Source organism: uncultured Arthrobacter sp. (assembly GCF_947493765.1).
Taxonomy (GTDB): Bacteria; Actinomycetota; Actinomycetes; order Actinomycetales; family Micrococcaceae; genus Arthrobacter_D.
In genome coordinates, this window is the sequence record NZ_CANLSZ010000003.1 from 64,113 (window position 1) to 80,469 (window position 16,357).

13 protein-coding genes and 1 pseudogene are annotated in these 16,357 nt (G+C 68.4%); 3 read left to right on the forward strand and 11 right to left on the reverse strand.

Going from position 1 to position 16,357, the window contains the following annotated elements; genetic code table 11:
• Positions 1-116 precede the first annotated feature (116 nt).
• Positions 117-905: a GntR family transcriptional regulator gene (locus Q0747_RS05470; protein ID WP_298252405.1), complete on the forward strand. Its 789-nt coding sequence runs from the start codon at positions 117-119 to the stop codon at positions 903-905.
• Positions 906-1,083: 178 nt separating this feature from the next.
• Here Q0747_RS05470 and Q0747_RS05475 read toward each other — a convergent pair whose 3' ends face one another.
• The 4 genes from Q0747_RS05475 to Q0747_RS05490 form a co-directional block, all read right to left on the reverse strand.
• A complete protein-coding gene (locus Q0747_RS05475; protein ID WP_298252407.1) occupies positions 1,084-2,766 on the reverse strand; it encodes a ubiquinol-cytochrome c reductase cytochrome b subunit in 1,683 nt (560 codons plus the stop codon).
• Position 2,767: 1 nt separating this feature from the next.
• Positions 2,768-3,790, reverse strand: coding sequence for a ubiquinol-cytochrome c reductase iron-sulfur subunit (locus Q0747_RS05480; RefSeq protein ID WP_298252409.1), 1,023 nt, complete (start codon positions 3,788-3,790; stop codon positions 2,768-2,770).
• 78 nt (positions 3,791-3,868) lie between these two features.
• Positions 3,869-4,660 (reverse strand): c-type cytochrome, encoded by a 792-nt coding sequence (locus Q0747_RS05485; protein WP_298252411.1) that lies wholly within the window; start codon positions 4,658-4,660, stop codon positions 3,869-3,871.
• A gap of 86 nt (positions 4,661-4,746) precedes the next feature.
• Positions 4,747-5,385 carry a heme-copper oxidase subunit III gene (locus Q0747_RS05490; RefSeq protein WP_298252413.1) on the reverse strand — a complete coding sequence of 213 codons (639 nt, stop codon included), beginning with the start codon at positions 5,383-5,385 and terminating at the stop codon, positions 4,747-4,749.
• Between the two features lie 147 nt (positions 5,386-5,532).
• On the opposite strand from Q0747_RS05490, the gene trpD reads away from it, so the two are divergent.
• Positions 5,533-6,594, forward strand: coding sequence for an anthranilate phosphoribosyltransferase (trpD, locus tag Q0747_RS05495; RefSeq protein ID WP_298252415.1), 1,062 nt, complete (start codon positions 5,533-5,535; stop codon positions 6,592-6,594).
• Between the two features lie 133 nt (positions 6,595-6,727).
• Here trpD and Q0747_RS05500 read toward each other — a convergent pair whose 3' ends face one another.
• The 6 genes and pseudogenes from Q0747_RS05500 to Q0747_RS05525 form a co-directional block, all read right to left on the reverse strand.
• Positions 6,728-7,009 (reverse strand): Lrp/AsnC family transcriptional regulator, encoded by a 282-nt coding sequence (locus Q0747_RS05500; protein WP_148600176.1) that lies wholly within the window; start codon positions 7,007-7,009, stop codon positions 6,728-6,730.
• A 34-nt stretch (positions 7,010-7,043) separates the two neighbouring features.
• The gene (locus Q0747_RS05505) at positions 7,044-7,472 is read right to left on the reverse strand and encodes a DUF3054 domain-containing protein (RefSeq protein ID WP_298252418.1); all 429 of its coding nucleotides are present in this window, start codon (positions 7,470-7,472) and stop codon (positions 7,044-7,046) included.
• Positions 7,473-7,579: 107 nt separating this feature from the next.
• Complete coding sequence (locus Q0747_RS05510; protein WP_298252420.1) at positions 7,580-8,152, reverse strand: MOSC domain-containing protein; 573 nt, start codon at positions 8,150-8,152, stop codon at positions 7,580-7,582.
• Between the two features lie 54 nt (positions 8,153-8,206).
• A pseudogene (efeB, locus tag Q0747_RS05515) lies at positions 8,207-9,494 on the reverse strand (iron uptake transporter deferrochelatase/peroxidase subunit).
• Positions 9,491-10,645, reverse strand: a complete 1,155-nt coding sequence (efeO, locus tag Q0747_RS05520) for an iron uptake system protein EfeO (RefSeq protein WP_298253039.1) — start codon at positions 10,643-10,645, stop codon at positions 9,491-9,493. The pseudogene efeB and the gene efeO overlap by 4 nt, the downstream one beginning before the upstream one ends.
• Positions 10,646-11,132: 487 nt before the next feature.
• Complete coding sequence (locus Q0747_RS05525; RefSeq protein ID WP_298252422.1) at positions 11,133-13,514, reverse strand: excinuclease ABC subunit UvrA; 2,382 nt, start codon at positions 13,512-13,514, stop codon at positions 11,133-11,135.
• Positions 13,515-13,635: 121 nt separating this feature from the next.
• Here Q0747_RS05525 and Q0747_RS05530 point away from each other — a divergent pair, with 121 nt between their 5' ends.
• Positions 13,636-14,286: a peptide deformylase gene (locus Q0747_RS05530; protein WP_298252424.1), complete on the forward strand. Its 651-nt coding sequence runs from the start codon at positions 13,636-13,638 to the stop codon at positions 14,284-14,286.
• Between the two features lie 28 nt (positions 14,287-14,314).
• Here Q0747_RS05530 and Q0747_RS05535 read toward each other — a convergent pair whose 3' ends face one another.
• Positions 14,315-16,354, reverse strand: a complete 2,040-nt coding sequence (locus Q0747_RS05535; protein WP_298252426.1) for a S9 family peptidase — start codon at positions 16,352-16,354, stop codon at positions 14,315-14,317.
• Positions 16,355-16,357: the final 3 nt, after the last annotated feature.

Genomic DNA, 16,357 nt, shown 5'->3' on the forward strand with positions numbered 1-16,357 from the left:
CGTCCGGGAAGCCTGCCAGCGGCAGGCTTCCCGTCGTTTAAGCACTCCCTCTCGATCAGGCCCGGCGCGAAGGGGAAGCCGCGGAATCGACGACCTGCAGAGCGGGGAGGCAGACCATGATCCTGCCTCGTCCCTTCGACGCGGAGCGCCTCGATCCTGCCTCGGCGGAGGCCAAGCACGTGCAGCTGCGGGAGAGCCTCAGGACCTACGTGGGGGAGCACGGGGAACCCGGGGCAGCGATACCCTCGGAGCGCCGGCTGGGTGAGTACTACGGCGTGGCCCGAATGACGGTCCGCCAGGCGATCGACGCACTCGTCGCGGAGGAGATCCTGGAACGGGTCGTGGGCCTGGGCACCTTCGTCTCGCGGAGCAAGCTCGATCTGCAGATGAAGCTGACGTCCTACACGGAGGAGATGATCCGCCGGGGGATGGTGCCCGATGCGAGGGTCCTCAGCTTCGAGCAGCAGGCGGCCACACCACTCGTGGCCCGGGAACTCCAGATCGAGATCGGGCAACCGGTCATCAGGTTCAGGCGGCAGCTGCTCGCGGACGGAGAGCCGATGAGCGTGGACGAGAACTTCATCCCGGCCCACCGCGTGCAGGGCATCCTCAATGGGCCTCCGCCCACCTCGCTGTACAACGTGCTCAGTGAGAAGTACGGGCTCGTCATGGAGTGGGGCGAGGACACCATCGAAGCCACGGCCGCATCACCGTCCATAGCCCGCCTGCTCAATGTGGAGATGAGCGCACCGCTCCTGAAGATCCAGCGCCACGCGTATGTGGCACGGGCCATGATCGACTACTCGGTGTCCTACTACCGGGCCGACCGGTACAAGCTCTGGGTGCCGCTGCAGCGACCCGGCGTACGCACCCCGCGGGCCTACAGCTCCAAGCGTCTCGGGTAGGACGGAGAGGGCAGCAGGAGCCTTCTACCCGGTACCCCTCGGCCGTGCCGCCGAGCAGTCCGAGCAGTCCGAGCAGAATGGGTGAGGCAGTACCGCGACCGGCACAGACGAAGGGCCCGAGCATGTGCTCGGGCCCTTCATCACTGCTCTGCGTCCGTCACCGTGCTACGGCACGGCGCTACCGACTCGAGATGGCCTCGCGGTCCTTGGCACCGGCAACCTCCTCGTGGTGGTCACCGTGCGATGCCGCGAGCTCCTTCGGGGTGACCGGGGCCACCCTGTCCTCGAAGAAGAAGCGGGACACCCGTCCGTGAACCTTGTCGAGACGGCTCACCTTGCCGTTCCTGCCCGGCGTCGGCAGTTCCGGCAGGGGCGACTCGAAGCTGGTCAGCGTGTACAGCTTGTAGTCGTCCACCGGCTCGTGCACCTCGATGAACTCACCGTGGGGGAGCCGCACGATCCGACCGGTCTCCCGCCCGTGCAGGGCGACCTCGCGGTCCTTGCGCTGGAGGGCGAGCGAGATCCGCCGCGACACCATGAATGCCAGGATCGGGCCGAGGATCACGAGGACCCGGAGCCAGTAGGTCACATCGTTCAGCGAGACCATGAAGTGGGTCGCAATGAGGTCCGAGCTGGCCGCCGCCCACATCACGCAGTAGAAGGTCACGCCGGCGACGCCGATGGCGGTGCGGGTGGGAGCGTTGCGCGGACGGTTCAGCAGGTGGTGCTCACGGGTGTCCTTGGTGACCCACGCCTCGATCCAGGGCCAGGCGAACATCAGGGTGAAGAGGATGATGGCCGGCACCAGCGCGGGGATGAGCACGTTCAGCGGCAGGGCGTTGGTACCCCACGGGAACGGGATCATGAACTCGAAGTCGAAGTTCCCGATGGTCCCGGGCATCAACCTCAGCGCACCGTCCACCCACCCGATGTACCAGTCCGGCTGCGTGCCGGCCGAGACGGGAGAGGGGTCGTAGGGCCCGTAGTTCCAGATCGGGTTGATGGTGAACGCCGCCGCGATCGCCGCGAGGATGCCGAAGACGATGAAGAAGAATCCACCGGCCTTCGCTGCGTACACCGGGCCCACCGGATAACCGACCACGTTGGTGTTCGTGCGGCCCGGGCCGGGGAACTGCGAGTGCTTGTGCAGGACCACGAGGAAGAGGTGCAGGCCGATCATGAGCAGGATGACCGCTGGTACCAGGAGGATGTGCAGCACGTACAGGCGGCCGATGATGGCGGTACCGGGGAACTCCCCACCGAACAGGAAGAAGCTGAGGTAGGTCCCGACCACCGGGATGGCCTTCATGACGCCGTCGATGATGCGCAGTCCGTTGCCCGACAGCAGATCATCGGGCAGCGAGTATCCGGTGAAGCCGGCCGCGAGGCTCAGGATGAGCAGCGTGCAGCCGATGACCCAGTTGAACTCGCGGGGCTTGCGGAACGCTCCGGTGAAGAAGACGCGCAACATGTGGACCGCCACGGCGGCGACGAAAAGCAGCGCCGACCAGTGGTGGACCTGCCGCATGAAGAGGCCGCCGCGGATGTCGAACGAGATGTCGAGCGACGAGGCGTAGGCGACCGACATCTCCACGCCGCGGAGAGGCAGATAACTGCCCTCGTAGGTGGTCTCCGCCATGGAAGGGTCGTAGAAGAAGGTGAGGAACGTTCCGGAGAGGAGCAGGATGACGAACGTGTAGAGCGCCACCTCCCCGAACATGAACGTCCAGTGGTCGGGGAAGATCTTCCGGCCGAACTCCTTGACGATCGTGGAGCCGCCGACGCGTGAGTCGACGTAATCGGTCACCTTCCCGACGCGGGTCTTCGGTACATAGGGTTGCGTCGCAGTTGAGCTGCTCATGTCAGCCTCGCTCCCAGAAACTAGGTCCTACGGGTTCTTGGAAATCGCTCGACGCGACGAGGTAGCCCTCGTCGTCGACCTCGATCGGTAGCTGCGGCAGCGGGCGGGCCGCTGGTCCGAAGATCACCCTCGCCTCGTGCTCCACGTCGAACGTCGACTGGTGGCAGGGGCACAGAAGGTGGTGCGTCTGCTGTTCGTAGAGTGCTACGGGGCAGCCGACGTGGGTGCAGATCTTGGAGTAGGCGACGATCCCGTCGTACGCCCAGTCCTCCCGGCCGGGGGAGGGATTGAGTTCGTTGGGATCGAGGCGCATGAGGAGGACGACGGCCTTGGCCTTCTCCTCGAGCTTGTGCTCGGCTTCGTTGAGCCCCTCCGGGATGACGTGGAAAGCCGATCCGATGGTGACGTCGGCGGCCCGGATGGGAGTTCCGCTCGGGTCCCGTGTGAGGCGGACACCCGCATCCCACATGGTCTCCTTCAGCGCGTTGCCCGGCAACGGTCCCAGGTCGCGGAAGATCGCGATCGCCGGGAGAGGTGCCAGCAGGGCGGCTCCGAGGAGCGTGTTGCGGATGAGGGGGCGGCGCTTGATCCCCGACTCGTCGAGGATGTCGTTGACGATCTTCTCGGCGTCCTGACGATCGCTTTCCGGACGAATGTCGTGGCGATCCTCGGTGACCTCGTGGTCGGGCATGAGCGTCTTGGCCCAGTGCACGATCCCGACGCCGATCCCGAGCATCGCGAAGGCGGTACCCAGGCCGAGCATGAGATTCTGCAGCCGCAGTCGCTCGATCGTCTGGTCGAGCGGGATGAAGAAGTACCCGACGAAGAACAGGAGCGTCCCGACGACGGAGATCGCGAAGAGCAGGGCCACCTGGCGCTCGGCGCGCTTCTCCGCTCGGGGATCCCGGTCCGCCAGCCGCGGCCTGTGCGGCGGCAGGCCCGGATTGTCGAACTCGTCCAGCTGCCGGCCCGTCGAACCGACGGCGACCGTGGTTCCCGGGGTGCCGTGACTAGAGTCGGCCATGATCCCTCGCATCCTTCTTCAGGTGTAGCAGTGTTCGTAGATCTACGGGTGATTCGTCGACGGAAGACTTCCGGATGGTCATGAGGACCTTGACGTGAGCCACACCGTGAAGGCGATGATGACGCCGAGCCCGGCGACCCAGATGAACAGTCCCTCCGAGACCGGTCCCAGCGAGCCCAGGTCGGCTCCGCCGGGGGAGCCCTGCTCCTCGATGGTCTTGAGGAACGCGATGATGTCCTGCTTGTCCTCGGGCGTGATGTTGGCGTCGCTGAACACCGGCATGTTCTGCGGGCCGGTGACCATGGCCTCGTAGATGTGCTTCTCGCTGGTGCCCTCGAGGGAGGGAGCGTACTTGCCCCGGGTCAGTGCACCGCCCGCTGCTGCCGCGTTGTGGCACATGGCGCAATTGACGCGGAACAGCTCACCGCCGGCCGATGTGTCACCCTCAGCGGGATCGAGGATCTCGTCCGACGGGATGGCGGGCCCAGCTCCCAGGGACGCGACGTATGCGGCCATCTGGCGGATCTCCTCGTCGTCGAACTGGACCGGCTTGACCTGGGCCTGCGGCCCGTCCATCTGCATGGGCATGCGTCCGGTACCGACCTGGAAGTCCACGGAGGCCGCGCCGACACCCACGAGGGACGGCGCCGCGTCGGAACCGGTAGCGCCCATACCGTGGCACGAGGCGCAGTTGGCGGCGAAGAGCTTGCTTCCCTCATCGACGTCGTCGGCCGTGAACGCGGTGGTCTGTGCCTGTGCTTCGTTGGCGGTGCTGGCCGCGGCGTAGATCCCGCCGGTGGCGAGCAGCGCCATCAGGAGCAGCACGACAGCTGCTAGGGGGTGACGCCGCCTCTGCGAGAGTGCCTTCACGGGTTGTTTCCTGCCTCTTGTGGTACCGGAGCTGCCGGACTTCTTCATTGAATTCTACCTCTAGTAGAAGAGCGTACGGGTGCCAATTACTGGAGGAAGTAGATGATGAGGAACAGGCCGATCCACACGACGTCCACGAAGTGCCAGTAGTAGGACGTCACGATCGCCGAGGTGGCCTCGAAGTGACCGAACTGCCGTGCGATGAAGGCGCGGCCGATGATCAGCAGGAAGGCGATGAGCCCGCCGACCACGTGGATCCCGTGGAAGCCCGTGGTGATGTAGAAGGCCGAACCGAACGGGTTGGACGACAGGGAGACGCCCTCGGAGACGAGCTCCGCGTACTCGTAGGCCTGCACGGAGACGAAGATGGCGCCCATGAGGAAGGTGAGGAGGAACCACTCGACCATGCCCCAGCGCGCGATGGCGAAGGGCCCGCCCGTCCGGCGGGGCTGCAGGCGCTCGGCGGCGAAGACTCCGAACTGGCAGCTGAAGGAGCTCGACACAAGGATGATGGTGTTGACGAGGGCGAACGGCACGTTCAGCTTCTCGGTCTCCAGGGCCCACAGCTCGCCGGAGGTGGAGCGCAGGGTGAAGTACATGGCAAAGAGGCCTGCGAAGAACATCAGCTCGCTGGACAGCCAGACGACGGTCCCGACGGAGACCATGTTGGGGCGGTTCAGCGCGGGATGCGGCGCGGCACTGGGGGCTTGGGTCGCGGAGGTCACGAGATCATTATGGCCCCAAGCGCCGCGCGATCACCAACGCGAAACGGCCCCGGGAGTGGTTCGGTCAGGGGTGGCCTGCGGCGACCCCCGTGTTCACGCGGAACTTCTGCGGCATGACTTTCTACAATTCGTAGATAATCTGGGACCGTGAGCCTGCCGACAACCCCCTCAGCACTGCCGTCCACCTGGCCCTCGATCTTCTCGGCCCTCCTGGCGGGGAGCGATCTGGGGACGGAGCAGAGCCGCTGGGCGATGCACTCGATCATGGCGGGCGAGGCGAGTCACGCCCAGATCGCGGGGTTCCTCGTGGCGCTGCGGGCGAAGGGGGAATCCGTCGACGAACTCGCCGGCCTCGTCCAGGCGATGCTCGACAGGGCGCACCGGATCGAGGTCGCCGGGCCCACGCTCGACATCGTCGGCACCGGTGGCGACGGTCTGAACACGCTCAACATCTCGACGATGAGCTCCATCGTGGCCGTCGGCGCGGGAGCCAAGGTGGTCAAGCACGGCAACCGGGGGGCGTCGTCGGCCTCCGGGGCGGCGGACGTGATCGAGGAGCTCGGCGTCCGGCTCGACCTGGCGCCCGCCGATGTGGCGCGGACGGCCGAGCGCGCGGGCATCACCTTCTGCTTCGCGCAGGTCTTCCATCCGTCCATGAAGCACGTGGCGGTACCACGCCGCGAACTCGGGGTGCCGACGGCCTTCAACTTCCTCGGTCCGCTGAGCAATCCGGCCGGGGTGAGCGCCCAGGCGCTCGGCTGCGCCGACGCCCGCATGGCACCCCTCATGGCCGGTGTGCTCGCCGCCCGGGGCATCCGTGCGCTCGTCTTCCGGGGCGACGACGGCAGGGACAAGTTGACGACGAGCGGTACCTCCACGATCTGGGAGGTCCGTGACGGCGCGGTCCGGGCGCACGGCGTCCATCCGGCGGACTTCGGCCTCGACGTCGTACCCGTCGACGCGCTGCGGGGCACCGATGCCGGGGGCAATGCCGCGGTGGTGCGTGCCGTCCTCGGCGGCGAGGCCGGACCCGTGCGGGACGCCGTCGTCCTGAATGCTGCCGCCGGTCTCGTGGCCCTCGAGGAGCGGGCGGACGGCGGTCTCGTCGATCGGATCACCTCGGCCATGGCCCGCGCCCGCGAGTCCATCGACTCGGGCGCCGCCGCGGGCGTCCTGGCGCGGTGGGTCGAGGTCAGCAGATCCTACTGAGTGCCGCCGCGACCTCGTTCGACGAGGCCGGGTGCAGCGTACCGTCGGGCAACTGCGGAACCGGGAGCTCCCGAACCGTCGGCTCTCGAAGCACCAGCGCTCGAACCATGAGTTGTCGAATTGTCAGCGATCGTCAGCTGTCGAAGCCGAGCGAGAAGGCGGCATCCAGATCGTGCTGGGAGTAGGAGCGGAAGGCGATCTGGGTCGTCGTCGAACGGATGCCCTCGATCTTCGACAGCCGGTCGGCGATGACGTCCGCGAGATCCTCGTGCCTGCTGACGCGGGCGATCGCGATAAGATCCCATTCGCCGGTGACCGAGTACACCTCGCTGATGCCCTCGATCTCGGAGATGGACTGGGCGCTCTCGGGGATACGTGAGGCATCGGTCTGGATGAGGACGAACGCGGTGATCATGGCATGCCTTTCGCGGAACCGGGGAGTGGTCGTCCTACGCTACCGGCATGCGTGACCGCCGCCGCGCGAGGGCGCCACCGACGAGCCGGGGCGCCAGGAGCAGAAGGCCGAGCACGAGCAGGGTGACGAGCTGGAAGCTGAGGGCCACCGAGACGCCGGAGAGAGCCCTGAGCAGCAGACCGCCCGCAACGGTCCCCAGCCACAGGACGACGCCGGTGGGCCAGGGGCTGCCGGCGGACCTCCAGGAGCGGGCAGCAGCGGCGGCGAGCGTGTAGGCGAGCAGGAAGGGCCACGCCGTCTGCAGGATCCCGATCGGTGTGATGCCGTGCTCGTGTGTTCGCCGGCCCAGGGCTGCGAACACGAGGACCAGGGCGACGTCGGCAGCGGTCCAGGCCGCTGCGCCGCCCGGTCCGCGGTGCCCGCGCGATCGGCGGGCGACGGGGGAGTCCGGGGGGCGGGCCATGGTGCAAGCGTAGCCCCGGGAACGGGTCGACGCCGAAGGACCCCGCGGATCCGCGCGGACCTCCACGGGTGCAGCACTCCGGGAGAGACACGCGCCGGCAGGAGCGGTCAGGGCAGGCGGCTGGGGAGGCGGACCGAGGCGACGTGGGCCCTGCCGGCGTCGAGCGGGACCGGACTGACGAGCACGGCGGGTCCCCGGTGGAGGACCCCGCTGCCCAGGGGGCGGCACCGGATACCACCCCGTCCCCGCATCGCCTTATGAGCTCCCGGTGCCAGGACCCGGTCCATCCAGACGCAGGGGTGAGCGGGCCGCCCGCCGTGGAACGAGACACTGCTGCCGGCGGACTCGAGGACGAAGTCCTGGCCGACGAGCGGGGCGAGTTCCGCCCCCCGCAGGACCACATTCCGGCGCGGGAGCATGGGATCGAACGGGGATGACCCGAGCTGGCGTGCGATGTCCTCCAGCGACTCGACGGCGAAGAGGGTCACCGCGGCGTCCATGTGGGCCGCCTTGCCGAAGAAACGATCACCCACGATGCCCTTTCCGGCGACGACATCCACGCTCTCGGCGTCGGTCGTGGCGACGTCCGCCGCGCCGTCCCGGGAGCGTCCGAAGTAGGCATGGTCCTTCGACACCAGCAGGTGCAGTATCTCGACGTCGTAGCGGTGCTCGTGGTCCATACCGCAACGCTAGCCTGTGCGCGGACCCAGTGCCGTGCCTCTCCGGTGTCCACCTCAGGCGAAGAGGCTCTGACCGATGTAGGAGCCCGCCCGGACGCCGGGCGGGACCGCCCACAGTCCGGAACCGGTGTGCTCGAGGTACTCCATCAGGGCGTCGTCGCGGGAGAGGGTGTTCTGCAGGGGGACATAGCGGCTCTGCGGCTCGCGGACGAAGGCGATGAAGAACAGCCCGGCATCGAGCCTGCCCAGGGCGTCGGCTCCGTCGGTGAAGTTGTAGCCTCGACGCAGCATCCTCGTGCCGTTGTTGTGAGCGGGGTGCGCCAGCCGGAGGTGGGAGTCCAGCGGGATGATCGGACCGTCCCGGCCGTCCAGGGCGAAGTCGGGTGCGCTGAACTCGGTGCCACCGGACAGGGGCGCACCCTCCACGCGGTCCCGTCCGATCAGGGTCTCCTGCTCCCGCAGGCTGGTCCGGTCCCAGGTCTCGATCCGCATGCTGATGCGTCGCGCCACGAGGTAGGAGCCGCCGGCCAGCCAGTCGGCCGCGGGATCGTCGTCCCTCCGGACCCAGACGAACTCCGCCAGGCCGTCCGGGTCCTCGGCCTTCAGGTTCGAGGTCCCGTCCTTGAAGCCGAACAGATTGCGGGCCGTGGTCTGTGCAGTGCTGGTGGACGACGTGCGGCCGAATCCCAGCTGGGCCCAGCGCATGGCGACCGTGCCGAAGCCGATGCGGGCGAGGTTCCGGATGGCGTGGACCGCCACCTGGGGGTCGTTGGCACAGGCCTGCACGCAGAGGTCACCGTCGCTGCGAGCGTCGTCGAGATTGTCCGCGGGGAAGTGGGGGAGCCGGCGCAGTTCCCTGGGCTGACGGGCCCTCAGCCCGAAGCGGTCCTCCCCGTCCTTCTCGAACAGGGTGGGACCGAAGCCGAACGTGATGGTCAGCCCCGCCATGTCGAGGTCCTGGGTCTCTCCCGTGTCGTCGGGTGGTGCATCGTAGGGGAGGGGTGAACCCCCGCCCACGGGGTGCCCCGCAGTCATGGCGGCGGCCGCATCGGTCCAGGCCTGCAGCAATTCCACGAGTGCGTCGCGGGACTCGGTGGTGACGTCGAAGGCGGCGAAGTGCAGCCGGCTCCTGTGCCGGGGTGACGATGCCGGCCTGATGGTCGTCGTGGAAGGGGTATTCCAGGGGTCCGTCGGCGGGCGCCGGCTCCTGTGCCTGGGCGATACCCCAGCCGCTCACACCGGATGCTCCAGCAAGGGCAGTCACGCCGACGGCGCCGAAGAGCCCTCGCCGCGAGACGCCGTTCCTGGAGCCTCCCGCTCGGTCATCACGCTTCGCCCTCACAGGATGATGGCTCCCGTCATCTTCGACAGCGGTTCGCCGAGAGAGTTGACGGCGTCCGAGAGTTCCTTCCGTTCCGACTCCCCGACGGTGTCGTAGAAGACGAACCCGCCGTCGTCCGTGCGGTACCGGTCCAGGAGTCGCTGCAGCGCGTCGAAGCGGGCGGCGATCTCCTCCGAGAGCGCCTGGTCCTTGACCGCGAGAAGTGGTTCGACCCCCTCGTACGCCACCCGGGCGCCGTCGACGTTGGCCTGGACGTCGTAGAGGTCGGTGTGGGACCAGATGTCCTCCTCACCGGTGATCTTGCCGGCCGCGACCTCGTCGAGCAGCCCCTTGGCCCCGTGCCCGATATCGGTCACGGTGTAGGACTGGTCCTGCAAGCGTTCGTCGAGGAGTTCCGTGGTGCTCATCAGATCGGCTGCGACGGGCTCCCTGGCCTCGCTCCCGAGCGATTCGTAGCCCGACGCCGGGGGCCACAGATCCTTCTCGATGCGATGCCACCCGGTCCACTCCTGGCCGGGCTCGAGATCCGCCTCGCGCAGATCCATCCTCGGGTCGAGGTCCCCGAAGGATTCGGCCACCGTCTCGATCCGTTCCCAATGCTGGCGGGCGGTGGGGTAGAGGTCGCGCGCCCGGTCGTCGTCACCCGTGGTGTAGGCGGTGAGGAACGCCTCGGTGGCGCTCACCAGCTGCTGTCCCTGGTCCCGCACGTACGCCGCGTACCGGATCTCTGCGGCCGAGATGTCGGCTTGGTCGATGCCCCGCACCGACAGATCCTCGCCGGATTCGCTCACCGTGAAGGCGCTGCGGATCCCTTCACCCTGCATGCCGGGCTTGCATGCGGTGATGTAGTCCCCGGCCGGGGCACGGACCACCAGGTCGCGCGTGAGGCCGGGGCCGAGGTTCTCGACCTCCCCGACGATGCGCAATCCGTCCGACCCGTAGAGGTAGAACTCCGTCACGTCGTCGCCCTCGTTGCTCACGCGGAACGAGAGGTCTCCCGAGCCCACCTCGGCGGTGGACACGGTGCAGTCCTCGGCCGTCGAGGTGACGGTGATGACGCCGTCCTCGCCAGAGGCGGTCTCAGGGGCCTCGTCCGTGCCACACGCACTCAGTGAGAGCAGCAGCATGGAGAGGGAAACGGGAATGATCATCTTCACAAATGGTCCTAGGAGGATCGGCGGGGCAGCGGTCAGCATCCCTGCAGTTGTCTTGAGATTAGCGGAGCCTAACCTAACCAAAACTTACTTCGGGATAGAACCGCTCGCTCCTTACTGATCAGCCGCCGACGTGCGCGCGTCGAGCACAGGGAAGGCCCGGACGGGGGCGGTCAATGCGAACCTGTTGACAAGGGTTGCGACGGACGACGCACGGAGTCGGATCACATGGAGTCGGCTGTCGCTGTCCTTCTGGCGATCCGGAGAGGTCGTCGAGGTGCACCTTGACGTCGTCATCGACGGCCGACTCAGCTTTGCAGAAGTGGTCACGGAGTTGGCGATGAGGGGACCGGTCGATGAGTCTCTGACGTAATCGTTCAGGATTCAACTTGACATAATGTAGATTATCGGCAATTTATTAGGAAGCAGAAGAGGGGCTGCGTGGAGCCTCGCAGGACCGATCGCGGATTGACATCCTGCGGTGTCAGCCGGCCACGTACTCCGCCAGGTGCCGGCCCGTCAGCGTCGCCCGCGTCGCCACGAGATCGGCCGGTGTTCCCTCGAACACGATCCTGCCGCCGTCGTGCCCGGCGCCCGGTCCGAGGTCGATGATCCAGTCCGCGTGCGCCATGACCGCCTGATGGTGCTCGACGACGATCACCGAGGTGCCGGCGTCGACCAGGCGGTCCAGCAGGCCGAGCAGATTCTCGACATCGGCCAGGTGCAGTCCGGCGGTCGGCTCGTCCAGCACGAGGACACTGCCCTTCTCGCCCATGCTGGTGGCGAGTTTCAGGCGTTGGCGCTCGCCACCGGACAGGGTGGTCAGGGGCTGCCCGAGGCTCAGGTACCCGAGCCCGACGTCGGCCAGGCGGTCCAGGATCGCGGCCGCGGCGGGCACCCTCGACGCTCCTGCCGCGAAGAAGGTCGCGGCGTCGCTGACGGGGAGCGCCAGGACCTCGCTGATGTCGAGACCGCCGAGGGTGTACTCGAGCACCTCCGCCATGAAGCGTCGACCGCCGCACACCTCGCAGGTGGTCGCGACACCGGCCATCATCGCCAGATCGGTGAAGATCACGCCGGCGCCGTTGCACGTGGGGCATGCACCCGCGGAGTTCGCGCTGAACAGGGCGGGTTTGACTCCGTTGGCCTTGGCGAAGGCCTTCCGGATGGGCTCCAGCATGCCGGTGTAGGTTGCCGGATTGCTGCGCCGGGAGCCCCTGATGGCCGTCTGGTCGACGGCGACCACGCCGTCCCTGCCGGAGACCGAACCGTGGATCAGCGAACTCTTGCCGGAGCCGGCCACGCCGGTCACGACGCACAGCACGCCCAAGGGGATGTCGACGTCGACGTCCCGGACGTTGTGCGACGTGGCCCCCCGGATCTCCAGGACGCTGCGCGGAGTCCGCACCGAGTCCTTGAGTGCGGCGCGGTCATCGAGATGGCGGCCCGTGAGTGTCCCACTGCGGCGCAACTCCCCGACCGTGCCCTCGAAGCACACCGAGCCTCCCGCGGCGCCTGCTCCCGGGCCGAGATCGACCACGTGGTCGGCGATCGCGATCAGCTCCGGCTTGTGCTCGACCACCAGGACGGTGTTGCCCTTGTCCCGCAACCTGAGCAGCAGTGAGTTCATGCGCTCGATGTCGTGCGGGTGCAGGCCGATGGTGGGTTCGTCGAAGACGTAGGTGATGTCCGTCAGGGACGAGCCGAGGTGGCGGATCATCCTGGTGCGCTGGGACTCGCCCCCGGACAGGCTGCCGGAGGGCCGGTCCAGGCTGAGATACCCGAGGCCGATCTCCACGAAGGACGCGAGCGTCTCCCCCAGCGCGGCGAGCAGTGGCGCCATGGTCGGCTCGTCGAGCCCGCGCACCCAGTCGGCGAGGTCGCTGATCTGCATCCTGCAGGCATCCGCGATGCTCACGCCGTCGATCCTGGAGGACCGGGCGGCCTCACTCAGCCGGGTGCCGTTGCAGTCCGGGCACGGCGTGAAGGTGACGGCGCGGTCCACGAAGGCGCGGATGTGCGGCTGCATCGCGTCCCGGTCCTTGGCGAGCATCGACTTCTGGAGCTTCGGGATCAGCCCCTCGTAGGTCACGTTGATGCCATCCACCTTGATCCTGGTCGGTTCCCGGTGGAGCAGGTCGTGCAGCTGTTCCTCGGAGAAGTTCTCGATGGGTGTGTCGGCATCGAAGAAGCCGCAGCCGCCGAAGATCCGCCCGTACCAGCCGTCCATGCTGTACCCGGGAATGGTGAGCGCTCCCCCGTTCAGTGACTTCGTGGCGTCGTAGAGCTGCGTGAGGTCGATGTCCGTCACGGATCCCATGCCCTCGCAGCGCGGACACATGCCGCCGGTGATCGTGAAGCTGCGGCGTTCCTTGACCGTCGTGTCCCCGCGCTCGAACGTCACCGCACCGGCGCCGCTGATCGAGGCGACATTGAACGAGTACGCCTGCGGCGACCCGACGTGGGGCTGCCCGAGACGCGAGAAGACGATCCTCAGCATCGCGTTCACGTCGGTCGCCGTGCCGACGGTGGAACGGGGATTGGCGCCCATGCGCTCCTGGTCCACGATGATCGCCGTCGTGAGTCCCTCGAGGAGGTCGACCTCGGGCCGCGCCAGCGTGGGCATGAAGCCCTGCAGGAAGGCGCTGTACGTCTCGTTGATCATGCGCTGCGACTCGGCGGCGATGGTGTCGAAGACGAGCGAGCTCTTCCCCGACCCCGAGACACCCGTGAAGACCGAGAGCCGACGCTTCGGGAGGTCGATGGTGACGTCCTTCAGGTTGTTCTCCCGCGCCCCCCGAACCCGGATCAGGTCGTGCAGATCCGCCGCGTGGCCCGCGTCGACTGCGGTTCCGGTGGGTGTCATGTGCGTTCAGCCTCCAACAGCCGGGTGCGTGTCGCCGTGCTGCACGTCCGATTCTCCGCCGCCGGCCGCCGCCCGGCAATGGGCGTGCCCGACCGGCCCTGCCCTGTGGTTGGCTGGAGCGATGAGACCCGCCTCCGAGAGTCCGCCCGACACCACCTCGCGCGAGGAGCTCGCAGCGCTCGTGGCGGCCGTCCTCGCCGTGGACCTCCCGCCGATCGTCCGCGCCGGCCATCCCGTGCTGCGGCGCAGGGCGCAGGACGTCGCCGGCCGGCTCGACGACGCCACCCTCGCCAAGCTCGTCACCACCCTGCGGGCCGTGATGCGTGCAGCCCCCGGGGTGGGACTGGCGGCGCCGCAGCTCGGCATTCCCCTCCGGATGGCCGTCCTCGAGGACGGCGGAGTACAGGACGCGGACATCGCCGCAGCCCGCTCACGCACTCCCCTGCCGTTCACCGTCGTCGTCGATCCGAGCTACGAGCCCGCGGACGACAGGCTCGAGGCGTTCTACGAGGGCTGCCTGTCGGTGCCCGGCTACCAGGCCGTCGTCGAACGCCACCGGAGCATCATCGCGAGCTACACCCGGCCCGATGGCACGGCGGTCCGGACGGTGCTCGAGGGGTGGCCGGCCCGCATCTTCCAGCACGAGACCGACCACCTCGACGGACGGCTCTACCTGGACCGCGCCGTGCTCCGGTCCCTCACGGCCGACGCGGAACGGGACCGGTGGAATCAGCCGACGGTCGATGCCGCCCGGCGCGGTCTGGGCTTCTGACCGGCGCGTCCGGTCCTCCCGGACCCCGCTACGGCGCAGCAGGATCGGCGGGGTTGGCGTCCGTCGGGAGATAGGTCGACCACCAGCGGAGGATGTGCTCGAAGCGCTGCCGGCGGTGCCAGGGTGAGCCGGACCGGGAGAGTTCGTGGGTCTCCCCCGGGAAGACGAGCAGTTGCGTCTCCACACCCTGCTTCTTCAGCGCGGTGTAGTACCGCTGGGCCTGCTCGATGGGGCAGCGCAGATCCTCCTCCGAGTGGACCACGAAGGCCGGCGTGCGGACATTCCCGATCTTCGCGAAGGGGTTCTGCTCCTCCACGCGCGCCGGGTCGGTGCCCGTGTAGGCCTCGGAGAAGAACCAGCCGATGTCGGACGAGCCGACGAACGACGGCGGGTCGAGATAGCCGCGTTCCACGATCGCGGCGCGGAACCGGTGATCGTTCGCGATCGTCCATGCGGTCAGGTACCCGCCGTAGGACCCGCCCATGACGCCGAGCCGTGCGGGGTCCATGGATCCGAACTCGGCGAGCGCTCCCTCGAGATAGGCGAGGACGTCGTCGAGGTCCACCGTGCCCATCGCCTCCTTGATCACCCGGCCGTGGGCCTGGCCGTACCCTGCCGCCCCGCGGGGATTGCAGAGCAGCACGGCGTACCCGGCAGCCGCGTACACCTGCGCCTCGTCGAAGTAGCCCCAGCCGTACTGGGCGAACGGCCCGCCGTGGATGACGAGGAGGACGGGGTGCGGGCCCTCCCCCTCGGGCAGCACCACCCACCCGTGGACCGGCGTCCCGTCCGGCGCCGGGAACGAGCGTTCCTGCGGTTCGCCCACCCGGGTGTGCCGACGCAGCGGCGCCGAGAAGTCGGTGAGTCGGTGCAGGGAGCCGTGCTCGACGACGGCAGCGTCCCCCGCGGTCGACGGGTCGGTGAAGGACACGACCACGGTCCCCGCCGACGACGCAGCGCCCGTGACGACGGTGGGACCGGCCACGAGGGTCTCCGACTCCCCCGAGGCCCGGAAGTGCAGCAGCTCGCCCGAGCCCCGCGAGCGGTTGACCACGAGGACGGCGTCCGGGCCGTCCGGGACGATCTCCTGGACGTCGCCGATGTCGACGGTCTCGGGATCGCTGAGGCGGGTGACCGAGCCGGGATCGTCGGAGCGCATGACGTACAGGGCGGTGTTCCGGGCGACGAAGTCGAGGCCCGTGGGTGAGAGATCGGAGGCGAGGAAGAACAGCCACGTGCCGTCCCTGCTGGGCTGGGCCGCGCCGCACCCCAGGAGGGTGTCCCCCGTCGGATTCGTGAGCTGTCGGGAATCACTGCCGTCGAGCGCCATCGAGTGGATGTCGGAGACGAGCGTGGTGTCCGCGTCGGGCCGCAGGGCGGCGGTGAAGACGATGCGCTGCCCGTCCGCGGTGAAGACCGGCTCCAGGTGGTCCGCGTCCGCCGAGGTCAGCCGGCGGGCCGTGGGCAGGCCGTCGTGTTCCCCGGTGTCGGCGCCCTGCTGTGTGTCCTGCGCGGCGCGGCCCACGGCCTCGATGTACGGTTCGGCGTCGAGATCGGGGACGTCCACGCAGAACAGCTGCGAGCGCTTGTCCGTGGTGTAGCCGAGGCCGTTCATCCGGTACTTGTTCTGCGTGATGAGCCGGGCGTCCTCCAGGCCCGGGGTGATGCCGTCCACCGTCCCGTAGCGGCCCGGTTCGGGCACGCGGGCGGCGAACACGATCTGCGACGAGTCCGGGGAGACGGCGAACTGCCCGACGCCGAGCGGCTGGTCCGCCACCTGCACCGGTTCGCCCCCGCTCGCCCGGACGGCGAACAGCTGCGGCTTCCCCCCGGCGGCGGCGCGGAGGAAGAGCAGCACCGAACCATCGGGCGTGTACCGGGGGTCCGTGTCCCGGAAGCCACGCGTCAGGCGGCGCTGGTCGCCGTCGAGCGTGACCTCCCAGAGCTGACCCACGTAGGAGTCGGCGCGGAAGTCCGGTCGCGTCGCAGCCACGACGAGGCGGGAGCCGTCGGGGTGGAGGGCTGGTGCGCCGAGCGTGGTCAGGAGGTCGATCTGGTCTGGTTTCACTCT

What these genes read in the sequence shown, in the direction of transcription:
- Q0747_RS05470 (WP_298252405.1), top strand. Translation starts at nt 117, where the DNA reads ATGATCCTGCCTCGTCCCTTCGACGCGGAGCGCCTCGATCCTGCCTCG.
- Q0747_RS05475 (WP_298252407.1), bottom strand. Translation starts at nt 2,766, where the DNA reads ATGAGCAGCTCAACTGCGACGCAACCCTATGTACCGAAGACCCGCGTC.
- Q0747_RS05480 (WP_298252409.1), bottom strand. Translation starts at nt 3,790, where the DNA reads ATGGCCGACTCTAGTCACGGCACCCCGGGAACCACGGTCGCCGTCGGT.
- Q0747_RS05500 (WP_148600176.1), bottom strand. Translation starts at nt 7,009, where the DNA reads ATGATCACCGCGTTCGTCCTCATCCAGACCGATGCCTCACGTATCCCC.
- Q0747_RS05505 (WP_298252418.1), bottom strand. Translation starts at nt 7,472, where the DNA reads ATGGCCCGCCCCCCGGACTCCCCCGTCGCCCGCCGATCGCGCGGGCAC.
- Q0747_RS05510 (WP_298252420.1), bottom strand. Translation starts at nt 8,152, where the DNA reads ATGGACCACGAGCACCGCTACGACGTCGAGATACTGCACCTGCTGGTG.
- efeO (WP_298253039.1), bottom strand. Translation starts at nt 10,645, where the DNA reads ATGATCATTCCCGTTTCCCTCTCCATGCTGCTGCTCTCACTGAGTGCG.
- Q0747_RS05525 (WP_298252422.1), bottom strand. Translation starts at nt 13,514, where the DNA reads ATGACACCCACCGGAACCGCAGTCGACGCGGGCCACGCGGCGGATCTG.
- Q0747_RS05530 (WP_298252424.1), top strand. Translation starts at nt 13,636, where the DNA reads ATGAGACCCGCCTCCGAGAGTCCGCCCGACACCACCTCGCGCGAGGAG.